Origin of the sequence: Streptomyces bauhiniae (genome assembly GCF_004784475.1) — a bacterium.
GTDB lineage: Bacteria > Actinomycetota > Actinomycetes > Streptomycetales > Streptomycetaceae > Streptomyces > Streptomyces seoulensis.
Genome location: NZ_SRRT01000009.1, coordinates 123846 through 141403, shown reverse-complemented (window position 1 = coordinate 141403; position 17558 = coordinate 123846). Strand labels below are relative to the sequence as shown.

Annotated in this window: 19 protein-coding genes; 16 read left to right on the top strand and 3 right to left on the bottom strand. The window is 70.9% G+C overall.

Features of this window, described 5'->3' with window-relative positions; genetic code table 11:
- Positions 1–3: 3 nt before the first annotated feature.
- Positions 4–618, bottom strand: a complete 615-nt coding sequence (locus E5083_RS27855) for a helix-turn-helix domain-containing protein (RefSeq protein WP_135788438.1) — start codon at positions 616–618, stop codon at positions 4–6.
- A gap of 78 nt (positions 619–696) precedes the next feature.
- Here E5083_RS27855 and E5083_RS27850 point away from each other — a divergent pair, with 78 nt between their 5' ends.
- The 7 genes from E5083_RS27850 (at position 697) to E5083_RS27820 (ending at position 7454) form a co-directional block, all read left to right on the top strand.
- Positions 697–2235, top strand: coding sequence for an ATP-dependent DNA ligase (locus E5083_RS27850; protein WP_135788437.1), 1539 nt, complete (start codon positions 697–699; stop codon positions 2233–2235).
- A complete protein-coding gene (locus E5083_RS27845; protein WP_135788436.1) occupies positions 2232–2705 on the top strand; it encodes an NUDIX hydrolase in 474 nt (157 codons plus the stop codon). The genes E5083_RS27850 and E5083_RS27845 overlap by 4 nt, the downstream gene beginning before the upstream one ends.
- Positions 2706–2780: 75 nt before the next feature.
- Positions 2781–4166 carry an NADP-dependent succinic semialdehyde dehydrogenase gene (locus tag E5083_RS27840; protein ID WP_135788435.1) on the top strand — a complete coding sequence of 462 codons (1386 nt, stop codon included), beginning with the start codon at positions 2781–2783 and terminating at the stop codon, positions 4164–4166.
- Between the two features lie 25 nt (positions 4167–4191).
- On the top strand, positions 4192–4425 hold the full coding sequence (locus E5083_RS27835; RefSeq protein WP_031181873.1) for a DUF6213 family protein: 234 nt from the start codon (positions 4192–4194) through the stop codon (positions 4423–4425).
- Positions 4426–4652: 227 nt separating this feature from the next.
- A complete protein-coding gene (locus tag E5083_RS27830; RefSeq protein ID WP_135788434.1) occupies positions 4653–5714 on the top strand; it encodes a type III polyketide synthase in 1062 nt (353 codons plus the stop codon).
- Positions 5711–6925 carry a cytochrome P450 gene (locus E5083_RS27825; RefSeq protein WP_135788433.1) on the top strand — a complete coding sequence of 405 codons (1215 nt, stop codon included), beginning with the start codon at positions 5711–5713 and terminating at the stop codon, positions 6923–6925. Before E5083_RS27830 ends, E5083_RS27825 begins: the two co-directional genes overlap by 4 nt.
- Positions 6926–6932: 7 nt before the next feature.
- Entirely contained in the window at positions 6933–7454 is a 522-nt protein-coding gene (locus E5083_RS27820) for a cupin domain-containing protein (RefSeq protein WP_135788432.1), read from the top strand.
- Positions 7455–7541: 87 nt separating this feature from the next.
- On the opposite strand, the gene E5083_RS27815 is transcribed toward E5083_RS27820, so the two are convergent.
- A complete protein-coding gene (locus E5083_RS27815) occupies positions 7542–8765 on the bottom strand; it encodes an acyl-CoA dehydrogenase family protein (RefSeq protein WP_135788431.1) in 1224 nt (407 codons plus the stop codon).
- A gap of 171 nt (positions 8766–8936) precedes the next feature.
- Here E5083_RS27815 and E5083_RS27810 point away from each other — a divergent pair, with 171 nt between their 5' ends.
- The gene (locus E5083_RS27810) at positions 8937–9581 is read left to right on the top strand and encodes a TetR/AcrR family transcriptional regulator (RefSeq protein WP_135788430.1); all 645 of its coding nucleotides are present in this window, start codon (positions 8937–8939) and stop codon (positions 9579–9581) included.
- A 10-nt stretch (positions 9582–9591) separates the two neighbouring features.
- Here E5083_RS27810 and def read toward each other — a convergent pair whose 3' ends face one another.
- The gene (gene def / locus E5083_RS27805; RefSeq protein WP_135788429.1) at positions 9592–10131 is read right to left on the bottom strand and encodes a peptide deformylase; all 540 of its coding nucleotides are present in this window, start codon (positions 10129–10131) and stop codon (positions 9592–9594) included.
- Positions 10132–10291: 160 nt separating this feature from the next.
- Here def and E5083_RS27800 point away from each other — a divergent pair, with 160 nt between their 5' ends.
- From E5083_RS27800 to rocD, 8 genes are all read left to right on the top strand, one after another.
- On the top strand, positions 10292–11530 hold the full coding sequence (locus tag E5083_RS27800; protein ID WP_135788428.1) for a MurT ligase domain-containing protein: 1239 nt from the start codon (positions 10292–10294) through the stop codon (positions 11528–11530).
- Between the two features lie 23 nt (positions 11531–11553).
- Entirely contained in the window at positions 11554–12282 is a 729-nt protein-coding gene (locus E5083_RS27795) for a type 1 glutamine amidotransferase (protein WP_030809066.1), read from the top strand.
- 212 nt (positions 12283–12494) lie between these two features.
- Positions 12495–13520, top strand: coding sequence for a 6-phosphofructokinase (locus tag E5083_RS27790; protein WP_135788427.1), 1026 nt, complete (start codon positions 12495–12497; stop codon positions 13518–13520).
- Positions 13521–13625: 105 nt separating this feature from the next.
- Entirely contained in the window at positions 13626–14576 is a 951-nt protein-coding gene (locus E5083_RS27785; RefSeq protein WP_135788426.1) for a cytochrome c oxidase assembly protein, read from the top strand.
- A 90-nt stretch (positions 14577–14666) separates the two neighbouring features.
- The gene (locus tag E5083_RS27780; protein ID WP_031181883.1) at positions 14667–14852 is read left to right on the top strand and encodes a hypothetical protein; all 186 of its coding nucleotides are present in this window, start codon (positions 14667–14669) and stop codon (positions 14850–14852) included.
- 13 nt (positions 14853–14865) lie between these two features.
- A complete protein-coding gene (locus E5083_RS27775; protein ID WP_135788425.1) occupies positions 14866–15351 on the top strand; it encodes an Lrp/AsnC family transcriptional regulator in 486 nt (161 codons plus the stop codon).
- A 167-nt stretch (positions 15352–15518) separates the two neighbouring features.
- Positions 15519–16331, top strand: a complete 813-nt coding sequence (gene ddaH, locus E5083_RS27770) for a dimethylargininase (RefSeq protein ID WP_135788424.1) — start codon at positions 15519–15521, stop codon at positions 16329–16331.
- Positions 16328–17554 (top strand): ornithine--oxo-acid transaminase, encoded by a 1227-nt coding sequence (rocD, locus tag E5083_RS27765; protein ID WP_135788423.1) that lies wholly within the window; start codon positions 16328–16330, stop codon positions 17552–17554. The genes ddaH and rocD overlap by 4 nt, the downstream gene beginning before the upstream one ends.
- The last annotated feature ends 4 nt before the right edge of the window (positions 17555–17558 follow it).

The window sequence follows — 17558 nt, the reverse complement described above, 5'->3', positions numbered from 1 at the left end:
CCCTCAGCCCTCTCCCTCGGCCCGCCGCCCCGCCCGCGCCCGCAGATGCATCCGCTCCCCCTGCGGCCCGAACAGGCTGAGGAACTCCACCGGGCCGTCCCACGCCGACCCGAACCAGTGCGGTACGCGGGTGTCGAACTCGGCGGCCTCCCCCGGCCCCAGCACCACGTCGTGGTCCCCGAGGACCAGCCGGAGGCGCCCGGAGAGCACGTACAGCCACTCGTACCCCTCGTGGGTGCGCGGGTCCGGCTGCCGGTCGCGGCGCGGTTCGATCACCTTGTACGCCTGGGGGCCGCCGGGGCGCCGGGTGAGGGGGTAGAAGGTGCGCCCGTCCCGCTTGACCGGCTCGGTGCGCACCCTCGGGTCGCCGACCGGCGGGGCGCCGACCAGTTCGTCCAGCGGGACCCGGTGGGCCTGCGCGATGGGCAGCAGCAGCTCGAGGCTGGGGCGGCGCAGGCCGGACTCCAGCCGGGAGAGGGTGCTGACCGAGATGCCGGTCGTCTCCGACAGCGCGGCCAGGGTCACGTCCCGTTCCTTGCGGATGCGGCGCAGTCTCGGGCCCACGGCGGCCAGCACCTCGTCGGTGCTCTCCGCGCCCGCGTCGCTCGTCTCGCTCATGCCTGTATTGCAGATTCGGCAAGGTGGTTTGTCAATCCGGCAGGTGTGAAGGGGGCCTTCGCAGAGCACCAATGCTCCATGCTGCTCACTCGGCTCGCGGAGGTGTCGGGCCAGGTCGCCGCCACGGCGTCCCGGACCCGCAAGACGGATCTGCTCGCGGAACTCTTCCGGGATGCGGAGCCCGAGGACGTGCCCGTGGTCATCCCGTACCTCGCGGGACGGCTGCCGCAAGGGCGGATCGGGGTCGGCTGGAAGGTGCTCGGCCGCGAGGTGGCACCCGCCGCCGAACCCACGCTCACGGTGCGCGGGGTGGACGCCCTGCTGACCGAGCTGGCTTCGGTGTCCGGAGCCGGTTCGCAGGCCGAGCGGGCGCGGATCGTGGACGAGCTGATGGGCGCGGCCACCGAGGACGAACAGCGCTTTCTACGGGGCCTGCTGACCGGCGAGGTCCGCCAGGGCGCCCTGGACGCGCTCGCCGTGGAGGGGCTGGCCCGCGCCACGGAGGCCGACCCGGCCACGGTACGGCGGGCGGTGATGCTGGCCGGCTCGCTCCAGACGGTGGCCCAGGCGCTGTTGGCGGAGGGCCCCGGCGCGCTGGACGAGTTCCGGCTCACGGTGGGCTGCCCGGTGCTGCCGATGCTGGCCCGCAGCGCGTCCTCGGTCGCGGAGGCGGTGGAGAAGCTCGGGGCGTGCGCGGTGGAGGAGAAGCTCGACGGCATCCGCGTACAGGTGCACCGGGACGGTGACGAGGTGCGCGTCTACACCCGGACGCTGGACGACATCACCGACCGGCTGCCCGAGGTGACGTCCGCGGCGCGGGAACTGCCGGGCGAGCGGTTCGTGCTGGACGGCGAGGTGATCTCCTTCGGTCCGGACGGGCGCCCCCGGTCCTTCCAGGAGACGGCCGGCCGGGTCGGCTCGCGGGTTGACGTGGCCAGGGCGGCCGAGGAGGTCCCGGTCTCCCCGGTGTTCTTCGACGCGCTCTCGGTGGACGGCCGGGACCTGCTGGACCTGCCCTTCGCCGAACGGCACGCGGAGCTGGCCCGGCTGGTGCCGGAGCCGATGCGGGTGCGCCGGGCGCTGGTGGCCGGGGCGGAGGACGTCGCGGCGGCGGAGGAGTTCTCGGCCGCGACCCTGGCGCGCGGGCACGAGGGCATCGTGGCCAAGGGGCTCGACGCGCCGTACAGCGCGGGCCGGCGCGGCGCGTCCTGGCTGAAGGTCAAGCCCGTGCACACCCTCGATCTGGTGGTGCTGGCCGCCGAGTGGGGCCACGGCCGCCGCACCGGCAAGCTCTCCAACCTCCACCTGGCCGCCCGCACGGCCGACGGCGGTTACGCGATGCTCGGTAAGACCTTCAAGGGCATGACGGACGTGATGCTCGCCTGGCAGACCGAACGGCTCGGCGAACTCACGGTGGAGGAGAAGAGCTGGGGCGTGACCGTACGCCCCGAACTGGTCGTGGAGATCGCCTACGACGGGCTCCAGCGCTCCACCCGCTACCCGGCCGGGGTCACCCTGCGGTTCGCGCGGGTGATCCGCTACCGCGAGGACAAGCGGCCCGAGGACGCCGATACGGTGGAGGACCTGCTCGCGGCCCACCCGGAGGTCAAGGCGTGACAGTGCGTGTAACGAAGCGCAGCGCGGGACTCCTGTTGTTCCGCCACACCGACCGAGGTCTTGAGGTGTTGCTCGGCCATATGGGCGGCCCGTTCTGGGCCACGAAGGACGAGGGGGCCTGGTCGGTCCCCAAGGGCGAGTACGCGGCGGACGAACCCGCCTGGGACGCGGCCCGCCGGGAGTTCGAGGAGGAGCTGGGCATCGCCCCGCCGGACGGCCCGGCGCTGCCGCTGGGCGAGATCGCCCAGCGCAACGGCAAGATCGTCACCGCCTGGGCGGTGGAGGCCGACCTCGACCCGGCGACGATCGCGCCCGGCACCTTCACCATGGAGTGGCCGCCCCACTCGGGCCGTATCCAGGAGTTCCCGGAGCTGGACCGGGTGGCCTGGTTCACCCCCGAGGAGGCCCGGCCGCTGATGGTCTCCGGACAGGGCACGTTTCTGGACCGTCTGGCGGAGCACTCGGGCTGAACAGGGGATCGAAGCGTTGCGGCACCGCCTGCCGCGCGCGAAGGTCGACGCACACCCCGCACCAGGAGGTCAGCCATGCCCATCGCCACGGTGAACCCGGCCAACGGCGAGACGGTCAAGACGTACGAGCCGATGGACGACGCCGAGGTGGAGCGTCGGCTCCAGCTCGCCGAGGCCACCTTCCGGACCTACCGGACGACGTCGTTCGCCGAGCGCGCCGAGCATCTGAACCGGGCCGCCGACCTGCTGGAGTCGGACAACGACGAGGTCGCCCGGATCATGACGACCGAGATGGGCAAGCCGCTCGCGCAGGCCCGCGCGGAGGCCGCCAAGTGCGTCAAGGCGATGCGCTGGTACGCCGAGCGGGCCGAGAAGCTGCTCGCCGCCGAGGTGCCGGACGAGGCGGACGTGAAGGACTCCGGCGCCTCGCGGGTCAGGGTGGTCTACCGCCCGCTGGGCCCGGTGCTCGCGGTGATGCCGTGGAACTTCCCGCTCTGGCAGGTGATCCGGTTCGCCGCGCCCGCGCTGATGGCGGGCAACGTCGGCCTGCTCAAGCATGCCTCGAACGTGCCGCAGACCGCCCTCTACCTGGAGGACCTGTTCCAGCGGGCCGGGTTCCCAGTGGGCTGTTTCCAGACGCTGCTGATCGGCTCGGCCGCCGTCGACGAGATCCTCCGGGACGAGCGGGTCAAGGCCGCCACCCTCACCGGCAGCGAGCCGGCCGGGCGTGCGGTCGCCTCCACCTCCGGCGAGATGATCAAGAAGACCGTGCTGGAGCTGGGCGGCAGCGACCCCTATCTGGTGATGCCCTCCGCCGACATCGACCGGGCGGCCGAGGTCGCGGTGACCGCGCGGGTGCAGAACAACGGGCAGTCCTGCATCGCCGCCAAGCGGTTCATCGTGCACACGGACGTCTACGACACGTTCCTGGAGAAGTTCGTCGCCGGGATGAAGGACCTCACCGTCGGCGACCCCATGGACGACCACACCGACGTCGGCCCCCTCGCCACCGAGCAGGGCCGGGCGGACGTCGAGGAACTGGTGGACGACGCGCGCCGCAGCGGGGCCGACATTCTGTGCGGGGGCGAGCGGCCCGGTGGCGTCGGCTGGTACTACCCGCCGACCGTGATCGCGGGCGTCGAGCGCGAGATGCGCATCCACCGCGAGGAGGCGTTCGGGCCGGTGGCGACCGTGTACCGGGCGGAGGACCTGGAGGACGCGATCCTGATCGCCAACGACTCGCCGTTCGGGCTGAGTTCGAGTGTGTGGACGCGGGACGAGGACGAGATGGCGCACTGCGCGCGGGACCTGGAGGCCGGGGGCGTGTTCATCAACGGGATGACCGCTTCACACCCGGCGTTGCCCTTCGGCGGGGTGAAGCGGTCCGGGTACGGACGTGAACTGTCGGCGCAGGGAATCCGGGAGTTCTGCAACATCACCACCGTTTGGCAGGGAGCGTGAGGATCGCACGGATACGATCCGGTCTGTGAACGGCGAAGTGACTCTGCCTCTGATCGTGGACGAGCGTGGTGCGCTGCGGGTTTCGGCGGGCGACGTCAGCAAGTTGCTGCGCAGCGTTGGCGCGCGGTGGGTGCATCTTGTGGAGGCTGGGGAGCGGGGGCTTGATGAGGACACCGTTGCCGAGTTGACCATTGAGTTGGCCAAGTTGGCGGATCGGATCGATGTGGCGTGCATTGCTCATAGCAGTGGGGCGCCGTAGGGGTTGGCGTGTGTGGTGGGGTGCTGCTGCGTCGTGGCTTGTCGCGCAGTTCCCCGCGCCCCTTTTTGCAGTGGGCCTGAGCTGCGGAGATTGCCCTTTATTACTCTCTGTTCTCGCCGGTTCGGAGTAATTCGGCGCGAGATCGTCGGCCTTCCGGGTGAGTGTGGGTGGACCACCTTCTGACCGGCGGACGAAGGCCCGCCGGACGGCGAAAGCAGGGACCGCTCATGGCGACTTTGTGCAGACCCTCGGTGTCCGTGCCGGAACACGTGATCACCATGGAGGAGACCCTGGAGCTGGCCCGCACGCACCACGCGGACAACCCACAGCTCCCGCTGGCCCTCCGTCTGATCGAGAACACCGGAGTGCGCACCCGGCACATCGTGCAGCCCATCGAGGAGACCCTGAAGCACCCGGGCTTCGAGCAGCGCAACAAGCTGTACGAGTCCGAGGCCAAGGCCCGGGTGCCCGCGGTGATCCAGCAGGCCCTCGACTCGGCCGAACTCCTCACCTCTGACATCGATGTCATCGTCTACGTGTCGTGCACCGGCTTCATGATGCCGTCGCTCACCGCGTGGCTGATCAACGAGATGGACTTCTCCAGCACCACCCGGCAGCTCCCCATCGCCCAGTTGGGCTGTGCGGCCGGCGGTGCGGCCATCAACCGGGCGCACGACTTCTGTTCGGCCTACCCGGAGGCCAACGCCCTCATCGTGGCCTGCGAGTTCTGCTCGCTGTGCTACCAGCCCACCGACCTCGGCGTCGGCTCCCTGCTCTCCAACGGCCTGTTCGGCGACGGCATCGCGGCCGCCGTGGTCCGCGGCCGGGGCGGCACGGGTGTACAGCTCGAGCGCAACGGCTCGTACCTGATCCCCAAGACCGAGGACTGGATCTCGTACGACGTCCGCGACACCGGGTTCCACTTCCTGCTGGACAAGCGGGTGCCGACCACGATGGAGCCGCTGGCCCCGGCGCTCCAAGAACTCGCGGGCAATCACGGCTGGAACGCCTCCGACCTGGACTTCTACATCATCCACGCCGGCGGCCCCCGAATACTCGACGACCTCAGCAAGTTCCTGAAGGTCGAGCCGCACGCGTTCCGGTTCAGCCGGGCCACGCTCACCGAGTACGGCAACATCGCCAGCGCCGTCGTCCTGGACGCGCTGCGCCGGCTGTTCGACGACGGGGGTGCCGAGCACCGGGCGCGCGGGCTGCTGGCCGGGTTCGGGCCCGGCATCACCGCCGAGATGACCGTCGGCCGCTGGGTCGGCGACCAGGAGGGGCGATGACCGACGAGACCCTCACCGGGACCCCGCCCCCGATCCGGCAGTGGCCGGCCACCGACCTGGCGGGCACCGACTTCGACCCGGTGCTGACCGAGCTGATGAACGAGGGCCCGGTCACCCGCATCCAACTGCCCAACGGCGAGGGCTGGGCCTGGCTGGTCACCCGGTACGACGACGTACGCATGGTGACCAACGACCCCCGCTTCGGCCGGGAAGCCGTGATGGACAAGCAGGTCACCCGGCTCGCCCCGCACTTCATCCCGGACCGGGGAGCGGTCGGCTTCCTCGACCCGCCCGACCACACCCGGCTGCGCCGCTCGGTGGCCGCCGCGTTCACCGCCAAGGGCGTGGAACGGGTCCGGGAGCGGTCGCGGGCCATGCTGGAGGAGCTGGTGGACGAACTCCTCCAGGACGGGCCGCCGGCCGACCTCACCAGCGCGGTGCTCAGCCCGTTCCCCATCGCGGTGATCTGCGAGCTGATGGGCGTACCGGCCGCCGACCGGCACTCCATGCACGACTGGACGCAGCTCATCCTGTCCTCCGCGCACGGCAAGGAGGTCAGCGAGCGGGCCAAGCGCGAGATGAGCGCCTACTTCACCGACCTCATCGGGCACGGTGCGCGCGGTCCCGAGGGCTCGGTCTGCGCGCTGCTGAGCGAGGCCGTGGACCGGGACGAGGTCACGCTGGTGGAGGCGGTCGGCCTCGCCGTGCTGCTGCAGATCGGCGGCGAGGCGGTCACCAACAACAGCGGGCAGATGTTCTATCTGCTGCTGACCCGGCCGGAGTTGGCGGAGCGGCTGCGCTCGGACCGGGAGATCCGGCCGAGGGCGATCGACGAGCTGCTGCGGTACATCCCGCACCGCAACGCGGTCGGCCTCTCCCGGATCGCTCTGGAGGACGTGGAGATCGGGGGCGTCCGCATCCGTGCGGGTGACGCGGTCTACAACTCCTACCTGGCCGCCAACCGCGACCCGGAGGTGTTCCCCGACCCGGACACCATCGACGTCGAGCGCAGCCCCAACCCGCATGTGGCGTTCGGCTTCGGCCCGCACTACTGCCCGGGCGGGATGCTGGCCCGGCTGGAGTCCGAGCTGCTGGTGGACGTCCTGCTGGACCAGGTGCCGGGGCTGAAGTTGGCGGTGCCGCCGGAGGAAGTCCCCTTCCGCAAGGGCGCGTTGATCCGGGGACCCGAGTCCCTGCCGGTGACCTGGTGAGCCGGTCATGACGACGACCGAGGGACTGCTCGTACCGCCGGGACACGGCCGGGTCGTGGCGACGGCCGCCCAGCGGGTCACGTTCAAGGTCACCGGCACCCACTCGCGGACGGCCTCCACCTTCGAGGTGGAGGTCCCGCCGGGCTTCGACGTGGGCGCCCATGTGCACACGCGCAGCGAGGAGTTGTTCTACGTCCTGGACGGAGAACTCGACGTCCTCGCCTTCGAGCCCCGCGTCCGCACCCCCGACAACTGGCAGAAGTGGGAGTCGAGTTCGGGCACCAGGGTGGTCCGGGCGACACCGGGCACGGTCATCGTCGTCCCACCCGGCTGCCCCCACGCCTTCGCCAACCCCACCGACACCCCGGCCCGCATGTTCTTCCAGGCCGCTCCCCCACCGGACCACGAGCGCTACTTCGAAGAACTCCTGGAAATCCTGAACGCGGAGGGTCCTCCGGACCAGGAGGCCATCGAGGAGCTGCGAAAGCGCTACGACATAGACCAACTCACACCGTTGAAACACCGGTGAGCGTCTCGGCCTTTGAGGGGCGCGGGGAACTGCGCGACAAGCCACGACGAACCGTGAGCCCGCAAAGCACCCCCGCGCCCCCCGGCGCTACCGAATAGGCACCCCGGCCAAGGTCCGAGCGATCACCAGCCGCTGAATCTCACTCGTCCCCTCGAAGATCGTGTAAATCGCCGCATCCCGATGCATCCGCTCCACGGGATACTCCCGCGTATACCCGTTCCCCCCAAGAATCTGAATCGCCTGCCCGGTGACCTTCTTCGCCGTCTCACTGGCGAACAGCTTCGACATGGACCCCTCAGCCGCGGTGAACGGCTTACCGTTGACCGCCATCCAGGAAGCCCGCCACACGAGCAACCGAGCCGCGTCGATAGAGGTCCGCATGTCGGCCAACTGGAAGGCAACCCCCTGGTTGTCAACAATGGGCCGCCCGAACTGCTCACGCGTGGTGGCGTATTCGAGCGCGACCTCGTAGGCGGCACGCGCGGTACCGACAGCCATCGCCCCCACGGCGGGCCGAGACGCCTCGAACGTGGCCATCGCCGCGTTCTTGACCCGCTCACCACTGCGGGCACGCTCCCGCGCCCGCGCCAGTCGCTCGTCCAGCTTCTCCTTGCCCCCGAGCAGGCAGGAACCGGGCACGCGCACGTTCTCCAGGACGACCTCGGCGGTGTGCGAGGCGCGAATCCCGTGCTTCTTGAACTTCTGGCCCTGGCTGAGACCGGGCGTACCCGGCGGGACGATGAAGGAGGCGTGCCCCTTGGACCCCAGTTCGGGGTCGACCACGGCCACGACGACATGGACGTTGGCGATGCCGCCGTTGGTGGCCCAGGTCTTGGTGCCGTTGAGCACCCACTCGTCCTTGGCCTCGTCGTACACCGCACGCGTGCGCATGGAGGCCACGTCGGAGCCGGCGTCGGGCTCGGAGGAGCAGAAGGCGGCGACCTTGGCGTCGTTCACATCGCCGTACATCTGCGGAATCCAGGTGCCGATCTGCTCCTCGGTGCCGTTGGCGAGGACGCCCACGGCCGCGAGGCCGGTACCGACGATGGAGAGGGCGATGCCCGCGTCCCCCCAGAACAGCTCCTCCATGACCATCGGTATGCCGAGGCCGGTGGGGTCGAAGTACTGCTGGGCGTAGAAGTCGAGGGAGTAGACGCCGATCTTGGCGGCCTCCTGGATGACCGGCCAGGGAGTCTCCTCACGCTCGTCCCATTCGGCGGCCGCGGGCCGGATCACATCGGCGGCGAAGCCGTGCAGCCAGTCCCGGACCTCCTTCTGTTCGTCGTTGAGCTCCATGGTGAACTCGGCCATGTCCCCTCCAGCGGCGGCGCGTACGGTGTTACTAGCGGTAACCGAAGTATGTTACCGACGGGTAGGTGAAGTCAACTCCGGATGACGGCTCGGTATCCCGTTCGATGTCAGGCCCGCGGTGAGTGTTAGTTTGCGCAGGCGTCACCGAATCAGCACGGGTGGGGAGACCACATGGACACCACACAGCGGACCGATCAGCAGAGGTCCGCCGACCGACGACGGCGGGAACTGCTGGAGGCCGCCGACCGGGTGGTGCTGCGCGACGGCCCGCAGGCGTCGATGAACGCCATCGCCGCGGAGGCGGGCATCACCAAGCCGATCCTCTACCGCCACTTCGGCGACAAGGGCGGCCTCTACGCGGCCCTCGCCATGCGGCACACCGACGCCCTGCTCGACTCGCTGCGCGCGGCGCTGGACGCCCCGGCCGACCGCCGGGAACGGGTGGAGTCCACGCTCGACACCTACCTCGCCGCCATCGAGGCCCGCCCGCAGGTGTACCGGTTCCTGATGCACCCCTCCGAGGGCGGCCAGGGCGGCGACCACGGCTTCGACGTCGGCAAGCACAGCGCCCCGCTGCTACGCCGGATGGGCGAGGAGCTGGCCCAGGTCATCGAGGAGCGGGTGGACCTCGGTCCGGGCAGCCAGCAGTTGGCCCGCGTCTGGGGCCACGGGATCGTCGGCATGATGCACGCCGCCGGGGACTGGTGGCTGGGCGAGCGTCCCTGCTCGCGGGCCGAACTGGTGCGCTCGCTGGCCGACTTGCTGTGGGGACGGCTCGCGGCCGCCGGTGACCGGGTGGGCGGTCCGGGCTTCTGACCCGTCCGCCTCACGTGCGCCAGGGGGCCTTGCTCACCTGGCGGTCGAGCTTGCGCCGGCGGCGGCCCGTCACGCGGTCGGCGTAGACCGTACCGGCCAGATGGTCGCACTCGTGCTGGAGGCAGCGGGCGAAGAACCCGGTGCCGTCCACGGTGACCGGCTCCCCCGTCATCGTGACGCCCTCCACCACCGCGTGGTCGTACCGCTCCGTGCCCGCCTCCAGGCCCGGCAGCGACAGACAGCCCTCGGGGCCGAGGAACTCCAGGCCGTCGGTCGTCACCAGGCGGGGGTTGACCACATGGCCCAGGTGGCGGACCTCGTCGTCGTCCGGGCAGTCGTACACGAACACCCGCAGGTTCACGCCGATCTGGTTGGCGGCCAGGCCCACGCCCTCATGGGCGTACATGGTGGCGAACAAGTCCGCCACGAGTGCCGCGAGTTCCGGGCCGAAGTCGGTGACGTCCCCGCAGGGTGCGTGCAGCACGGGGTCGCCGAGGAGCGTGAGGGGCCGGACGCGCCCGTGGGCACCCGGTATCGAGCGGTGTCGCATGGCGGCAAGGGTACGGTTCGTTCGGCCCGCGCCGAGCGCGCGAGGGCGGGCCGGGCGGACCGGGATTCGGGTGTGCGAACGGTTCTCGATAGGCTGAGGCCCCCACCACGCTGCCGGATGGCCCCAGGCGCGGCGCGTACGCAAGGAGGATCGAGGACTGATGGCAGGCAACTCGGACCCGCTCTCGCCGCGGGCCAAGCTGGCCGTGACCGCGGGCAAGGCGGTCGCGGCGGCATCGCGCGCCGCGGGACGCGGCAGCGGGTCGGTGATCGGCGGAAAGGTCGCCCTGCGGCTCGACCCCGACCTGCTCGCCCGGCTCGCCACCCACCTGGACGTGGTCCTGGTGTCGGCGACCAACGGCAAGACCACCACCACCCGGCTGATCGCGGAGGCCCTGCGCGCCGCCGGTCCGGTGGTGTCCAACGCGCTCGGCGCCAACATGCCGGCCGGTATCACCTCCGCCCTCGCGGGCGGCTCGGACGCCAAGTTCGGTGTCATCGAGGTCGACGAGAAGTACCTGGCCGGTGTGGCACGTGACACCAGCCCCAAGTGCATCGCGCTGCTGAACCTCTCCCGCGACCAGTTGGACCGCGCGGCCGAGACCCGGATGCTCGCGGAGAACTGGCGCGAGGGCCTGTCCGGCTCCAAGGCCGTCGTCGTCGCCAACTGCGACGACCCGCTGGTGGTGTGGGCGGCCTCGTCCTCCCCCAACGTGGTCTGGGTCGCGGCCGGCCAGATGTGGAAGGACGACGCCTGGTCCTGCCCCTCCTGCGGCGGTGTGATGCAGCGCCCCGGCGACGACTGGTTCTGCGGCGAGTGCGGCTTCCGCCGTCCGACGCCGACCTGGGCGCTCTCCGGCGACCACGTCCTCGACCCGCACGGCTCGGCCTGGCCGATCCACCTCCAGTTGCCGGGCCGCGCCAACAAGGCGAACGCGGCCAGCTCGGCCGCCGTCGCCGCCGTGTTCGGGGTGCCGCCGCAGGTGGCGCTGGAGCGCATGTACCAGGTGCAGGCGGTCGCCGGACGCTACGACGTGGTCCAGTTCCAGAACCGCGACCTGCGGCTGCTGCTGGCGAAGAACCCGGCCGGCTGGCTGGAGACCTTCTCCCTGATCGACCCGCCGCCCACCCCGGTGATCCTCTCCGTGAACGCGCGCGGGGCGGACGGCACCGACACCTCCTGGCTGTGGGACGTGGACTACACCCGGCTCACCGGCCACCCGATCTTCGTCGTCGGTGACCGGAAGCTGGACCTCGCCGTCCGCCTGGAAGTGGCGAACCAGCACTTCCAGGTGTGCGAGAACCTCGACGAGGCCGTCGCCGCGGCCCCGCCGGGCCGTATCGAGGTCATCGCCAACTACACCGCGTTCCAGGACCTGCGCCGCCGCGTCGGCAACTGAGCCAGAAGGGCGAACACCTCCTCATGAGCGACAACCAACTGCGGCTGGTGTGGATCTATCCCGACCTGCTGAGCACCTACGGCGACCAGGGCAACGCCCTCGTCGTGGAGCGCCGGGCGCGGCAGCGCGGCCTGGACGTGGCCCGTCTCGACGTGCGCAGCGACCAGCCGATCCCCACCTCGGGCGACATCTACCTGATCGGCGGCGGTGAGGACCGTCCGCAGCGGCTGGCGGCCGAGCGGCTGCGCCGCGACGGGCACCTCCAGCGTGCGGTGGAGAACGGCGCGATCGTGTTCTCCGTGTGCGCCGGCTACCAGATCCTCGGCCACGAGTTCATCAACGACCTCGGCCAGCGCGAGCCGGGCCTCGGCCTGCTCGACGTGATGTCGACGCGCGGCGAGGGCGAGCGGTGCGTGGGCGATGTGCTCGGTGACATCGACCCGCGCCTCGGGCTGCCTCCGCTGACCGGGTTCGAGAACCACCAGGGCGTCACCCATCTGGGCCCGACCGCCCGCGCTTTCGCCCAGGTGACCATGGGCCGGGGCAACGGCACCGGCGACGGCACCGAGGGCGCGTACAACGGCACGGTGTTCGGCACGTACATGCACGGCCCCGTGCTGGCCCGTAACCCGCAGATCGCGGACCTGCTGCTGAAGCTGGCGCTGGACGTGAACGCGCTGCCCCCGATCGACGACCGCTGGTACGAGGCGCTGCGCGACGAGCGCATCGCGGCGGCGCAGCAGCCGGCCTAATCACCGCGTACCACCGCATATCAGTACACCCGTCAGGCGGGCCCGTGAGCTTTCGCGGGCCCGCCTGACGCGTCGTCCGCTCACCTGTGCGGGTGCGTCCAGCAGGCGGACGCCCGCTGGGTGAGGGGCCCCTGCCGCCGGTAGTGTGGCCGGGAACCCGCCGGACAACGTGGTCCGGCCTCCCGGCCCACGTCGAGAAGGTAATTCGGGCTATGCGCATTGGTGTCCTCACCTCCGGCGGCGACTGCCCCGGTCTGAACGCCGTCATCCGGTCGGTCGTGCACCGAGCCGTCGTCGACCACGGCGACGAGGTCATCGGCTTCCGCGACGGCTGGAAGGGCCTGCTGGAGTGCGACTGGCTGAAGCTCGACCTGGACGCCGTCAGCGGCATCCTGGCGCGCGGCGGCACGATCCTCGGCTCCTCCCGCGTCCGTCCGGAGCACCTGCGCGGCGGGGTGGAGCGGGTCAAGGGCCACGTCGAGGAACTCGGGCTGGACGCGATCATCCCGATCGGCGGTGAGGGCACGCTGAAGGCGGCCCGGCTGCTGTCGGACAGCGGGCTGCCCATCGTGGGCGTGCCCAAGACCATCGACAACGACATCTCGGCGACCGACGTCACCTTCGGCTTCGACACGGCCGTGGGGGTCGCCACCGAGGCGCTGGACCGGCTGAAGACCACCGCCGAGTCCCACCAGCGGGTGCTGATCGTGGAGGTCATGGGCCGCCACACCGGCTGGATAGCGCTGAACTCGGGCACGGCGGCCGGCGCGCACGCCATCGTGGTCCCCGAACGGCCCTTCGACATCGACGAGTTGACCCGCCGCGTCGGTGCCCGGTTCGAGGCGGGCAAGCGGTTCGCCATCGTGGTGGCCGCCGAGGGCGCCAAGCCGCGCGCCGGCTCCATGGAGTTCGACGAGGGCGGCCGGGACATCTACGGCCACGAGCGCTTCGCCGGGATCGCCCGCCAGCTCTCCGTCGAGCTGGAGCAGCGGCTCGGCAAGGAGGCCCGGCCGGTGATCCTCGGGCATGTGCAGCGCGGCGGCACTCCGACGGCGTACGACAGGGTGCTGGCCACCCGGTTCGGCTGGCACGCGGTGGAGGCGGTGCACCGGGAGGAGTTCGGCCGGATGACCGCGCTGCACGGCACGGACATCGTGATGGTGCCGCTGGCCGAGGCGGTCAGCACCCTGAAGACGGTCCCGGCGGAGCGGTACGCCGAGGCGGAGTGCGTGCTGTAGCGGCTCGCGGGGCCGGGCGGACCCCGCTCACGGGCGGGCGCGGGGGCGCCCGTACCCTGAGTGCGGACAGAAACCGCTCAACCCCCACGAACCAGGAGCCGCCGGATGGACCACAGCGGGCACGGCATGATGCCGGATCTGCCGCCGTTCACGCTGGGACGGGGGCTCGTGTGGTCGGCGGACCCCTTCTTCCTGATCGCCTGCCTGGCCGGGCTCGCCCTGTACGGCTGGGGGGTGCTGCGGCTGCGGCGGCGCGGGGACGCGTGGCCCGTCTCGCGCACCCTGTCGTACGTCGTCGGCGTGCTGACCATCGCTCTGGTGATGTGCACCCGGCTGAACGACTACGGCATGGTCATGTTCAGCGTGCACATGGTGCAGCACATGGTGATCAGCATGCTGTCGCCGATCCTGATCCTGCTGGGCGCGCCGGTGACGCTGGCCCTGCGGGCGCTGCCGACGGCGGGCCGGGGCCGCAAGGGTCCCCGTGAGCTGCTGCTGGCGCTCCTGCACAGCCGGTACATGCGGTTCATCACGCATCCGGCGTTCACGATCCCGCTGTTCATCGCCAGCCTGTACGCGCTGTACTTCTCGCCGGTCTTCGACTTCCTGATGGGGTCCAAGGCCGGGCACATCGCCATGATGGTGCACTTCCTGGCGGTGGGCGTGGTGTTCTTCTGGCCGATCATCGGCGTCGATCCGGGTCCGCACCGGCCGAACCATCTGATGCGGATGCTGGAGCTGTTCGCGGGCATGCCGTTCCACGCCTTCTTCGGCATCGCGCTGATGATGGCGTCCGAGCCGATGGTGGAGACCTTCAAGAACCCGCCCGCCTCGCTCGGCATCGACGCGCTCTCCGACCAGGGCGCGGCCGGCGGCATCGCGTGGGCGTTCAGCGAGATCCCGTCGGTGCTGGTGCTGATCGCGCTGCTCTTCCAGTGGTACCGCTCCGAGCAGCGGCAGGCCCGCCGCACGGACCGGGCGGCGGACCGCAACGGCGACCAGGAGCTGGAGGCGTACAACGCCTATCTGGCCTCGCTGAGCGCACGCGAGGGCTGATCCCGCGCGAAACCGCTCGGCCATCGGAGTGCCGGTGGCGGCGGAACCGGGGCACGATGGTGGTGGACGGACCACGAGGAGGGTGCCGCGATGCCCGGTTCCATGCGAGGTTCCAGCAAGGCGGACGGTTCCACCAGGGCGATGGGGGCGCTCACCGTGGGCGGTCTGGTCGTCGTCACCGCGTACACCGTCGCGCTAGGCGGCAACGGCTGGCTGTGGTTCGGCTGGGTGGTGCTGGGGCTGCTGACGGTGGCGCTGGCGGTCACCCAGAGGTGATTACAGTGGCCGGGTGAACAGCAGGGCCGCGTCCTTCGACGACCTCGACCGCAAGATCATCACCGCGCTGATGGCGAACGCCCGCAGCAGCTTCGCCGAGATCGGCGCGGCGATCGGGCTGTCGGCCACCGCGGTCAAGCGGCGGGTAGACCGGCTGCGCGAGACCGGGGTGATCACCGGGTTCACGGCGACCGTGCAGCCCTCCGCGCTCGGCTGGCGCACGGAGGCGTACGTCGAGGTCTACTGCGAGGGCGCCGCCCCGCCCCGGCGGCTCGCGGAGGTGGTCAGCAACCATCCGGAGATCACGGCGGCGATGACCGTGACCGGGGGCGCGGACGCCCTGCTGCACGTGCGGGCGCGGGACGTGGAGCACTTCGAGGGGGTGCTGGAGCGCATCCGCGCCGAGCCGTTCATCCGGAAGACGATCAGCGTGATGGTGCTGTCCCACCTCCTCCCGGAAAGCCCCGAGGCGGGCGCCACCCAGGCCGCTCCCGAGTGATCGCCGGTCAAACCCGCCGAACGCGCAGGTCTCCTGCGTCCTGACCGGAAGATGCGCAGCGATCCTGCGCGATCACGCAGCTTTTGTCGCTTGTCGTGCCTCGGCCGGAGTTTCTACCGTGGTGTCACCCCCGTGAGTAACACACTGGAAAGCGGAGGAAACCCTCTGTGGCCGAAACCCGTGTGCAGCGCCCCCGGCGCTTCCTGGTCTGCGAACCCAGGCACTTCACCGTGCAGTACGCGATCAACCCCTGGATGCGTCCCGACGCCCCCGTGGACGTCGACCTCGCCCAGTCCCAGTGGCAGGCGCTGATCGACGCCTACCGCGCCCACGGGCACACCGTGGACGCCGTCGACCCGGTGCCGGGTCTGCCCGACATGGTCTTCGCGGCCAACGCCGCCTTCGTGGTCGGCGGCCGCGTCTTCGGCTCGCTGTTCCACGCCCCGGAGCGCCGCCCGGAGTCGCTCCACTACGAATCCTGGTTCAGGACCGCGGGATACGACGTGTACCGCCCGCTGGCGGTCACCGAGGGCGAGGGCGACCTGGTGTGGACCGGCCGGTACGTGCTGGCCGGCACCGGGTTCCGCACCACACCCGACGCCCACCGCGAGGCGCAGGAGTTCTTCGGCCACCCGGTGATCACGCTGACCCTGGTGGACCCGTACTTCTACCACCTGGACACGGCGCTGTTCGTGCTGGACGACGACAACATCGCCTACTACCCGGAAGCCTTCTCGGCGGACAGCCGCGAGGTGCTCCGGCGGCTGTACCCGGACGCGGTGCTCGCCACCCGTGACGACGCGATGGCCTTCGGCCTGAACTCCGTGTCCGACGGCCGGCACGTCTTCATCGCCCCCCAGGCCGAGGTGCTCGCCGAGCGCCTGGCGACGCATGGCTACGACCCCGTGCCCGTCGATCTGTCGGAGCTGCACAAGGCAGGCGGCGGCATCAAGTGCTGCACTCAGGAGATCCGCTCATGACCGCACCCGCGCACGCGCGCACGTCCGCCGACCTGATCCGGGCGGAGGAGCCGGTGCTCGCGCACAACTACCACCCGCTGCCCGTCGTCGTGGCACGGGCCGAGGGCGCCTGGGTGGAGGACGTCGAGGGCCGCCGGTACCTCGACATGCTGGCGGGCTATTCGGCCCTCAACTTCGGCCACCGCCATCCGGCGCTGATCCAGGCCGCGCACGACCAGCTCGACCGGCTGACCCTGACCTCCCGCGCCTTCCACAACGACCGGCTGGCCGAGTTCGCCGAGCGGCTCGCCGCGCTGACCGGTCTGGACATGGTGCTGCCCATGAACACCGGCGCCGAGGCGGTGGAGAGCGGCATCAAGGTGGCCCGCAAGTGGGCGTACGACGTGAAGGGCGTGCCCGACGGGCAGGCCACGATCGTGGTCGCGGCGGACAACTTCCACGGCCGTACGACGACCATCGTCAGCTTCTCCACGGACGAGTCGGCGCGGGCGGGCTTCGGCCCCTTCACGCCCGGCTTCAAGATCGTGCCGTACAACGACCTGGCCGCGCTGGAGGAGGCGGTCGACGAGACCACGGCCGCGGTGCTGATCGAGCCCATCCAGGGCGAGGCCGGGGTGATCATCCCGGACGCGGGCTATCTGACCGGTGTCCGGGAACTGACCCGGCGCAAGGGGTGCCTGTTCATCGCGGACGAGATCCAGTCCGGGCTGGGCCGCACCGGGCGCACCCTGGCCGTCGAGCACGAGTCGGTGGTGCCGGACGTGCTGCTGCTGGGCAAGGCGCTGGGCGGCGGCATCGTGCCGGTCTCTGCGGTGGTGGCCCGGCGTGAGGTGATGGGCGTGCTGGGTCCGGGCGAGCACGGCTCCACCTTCGGCGGCAATCCGCTGGCGGCGGCGGTCGGCACGGCGGTGGTCGAGCTGCTGGAGACGGGTGAGTTCCAGCGCCGGGCCGACGAGCTGGGGCTGGTCCTGCGCGAGGGTCTCGAAGCGCTGCGCGGGCACGGGGTGACCGGGTTCCGGGCGCGCGGCCTGTGGGCCGGCGTGGACGTGGACCCGGCGCTGGGCACCGGCCGGGAGATCAGCGAGCGGCTGATGCGCGAGGGCATCCTGGTCAAGGACACCCACGGTTCCACGATCCGGCTCGCTCCCCCGCTGACGGTGACGGCGGACGAGCTGCGCTCCGCGCTGGGGACGCTGGAAAAGGTGCTGGGTCAGGCGGGCTGAGCAT

Bases quoted from the DNA above. Each gene is read 5' to 3' on its own strand.
- E5083_RS27810 (WP_135788430.1), top strand. From the start codon at position 8,937: ATGGACACCACACAGCGGACCGATCAGCAGAGGTCCGCCGACCGACGA.
- rocD (WP_135788423.1), top strand. From the start codon at position 16,328: ATGACCGCACCCGCGCACGCGCGCACGTCCGCCGACCTGATCCGGGCG.
- E5083_RS27825 (WP_135788433.1), top strand. From the start codon at position 5,711: ATGACCGACGAGACCCTCACCGGGACCCCGCCCCCGATCCGGCAGTGG.
- E5083_RS27850 (WP_135788437.1), top strand. From the start codon at position 697: ATGCTGCTCACTCGGCTCGCGGAGGTGTCGGGCCAGGTCGCCGCCACG.
- E5083_RS27790 (WP_135788427.1), top strand. From the start codon at position 12,495: ATGCGCATTGGTGTCCTCACCTCCGGCGGCGACTGCCCCGGTCTGAAC.
- E5083_RS27815 (WP_135788431.1), bottom strand. From the start codon at position 8,765: ATGGCCGAGTTCACCATGGAGCTCAACGACGAACAGAAGGAGGTCCGG.
- E5083_RS27820 (WP_135788432.1), top strand. From the start codon at position 6,933: ATGACGACGACCGAGGGACTGCTCGTACCGCCGGGACACGGCCGGGTC.
- E5083_RS27800 (WP_135788428.1), top strand. From the start codon at position 10,292: ATGGCAGGCAACTCGGACCCGCTCTCGCCGCGGGCCAAGCTGGCCGTG.
- E5083_RS27795 (WP_030809066.1), top strand. From the start codon at position 11,554: ATGAGCGACAACCAACTGCGGCTGGTGTGGATCTATCCCGACCTGCTG.
- E5083_RS27840 (WP_135788435.1), top strand. From the start codon at position 2,781: ATGCCCATCGCCACGGTGAACCCGGCCAACGGCGAGACGGTCAAGACG.
- E5083_RS27785 (WP_135788426.1), top strand. From the start codon at position 13,626: ATGGACCACAGCGGGCACGGCATGATGCCGGATCTGCCGCCGTTCACG.
- E5083_RS27855 (WP_135788438.1), bottom strand. From the start codon at position 618: ATGAGCGAGACGAGCGACGCGGGCGCGGAGAGCACCGACGAGGTGCTG.
- def (WP_135788429.1), bottom strand. From the start codon at position 10,131: ATGCGACACCGCTCGATACCGGGTGCCCACGGGCGCGTCCGGCCCCTC.
- E5083_RS27830 (WP_135788434.1), top strand. From the start codon at position 4,653: ATGGCGACTTTGTGCAGACCCTCGGTGTCCGTGCCGGAACACGTGATC.
- E5083_RS27780 (WP_031181883.1), top strand. From the start codon at position 14,667: ATGCCCGGTTCCATGCGAGGTTCCAGCAAGGCGGACGGTTCCACCAGG.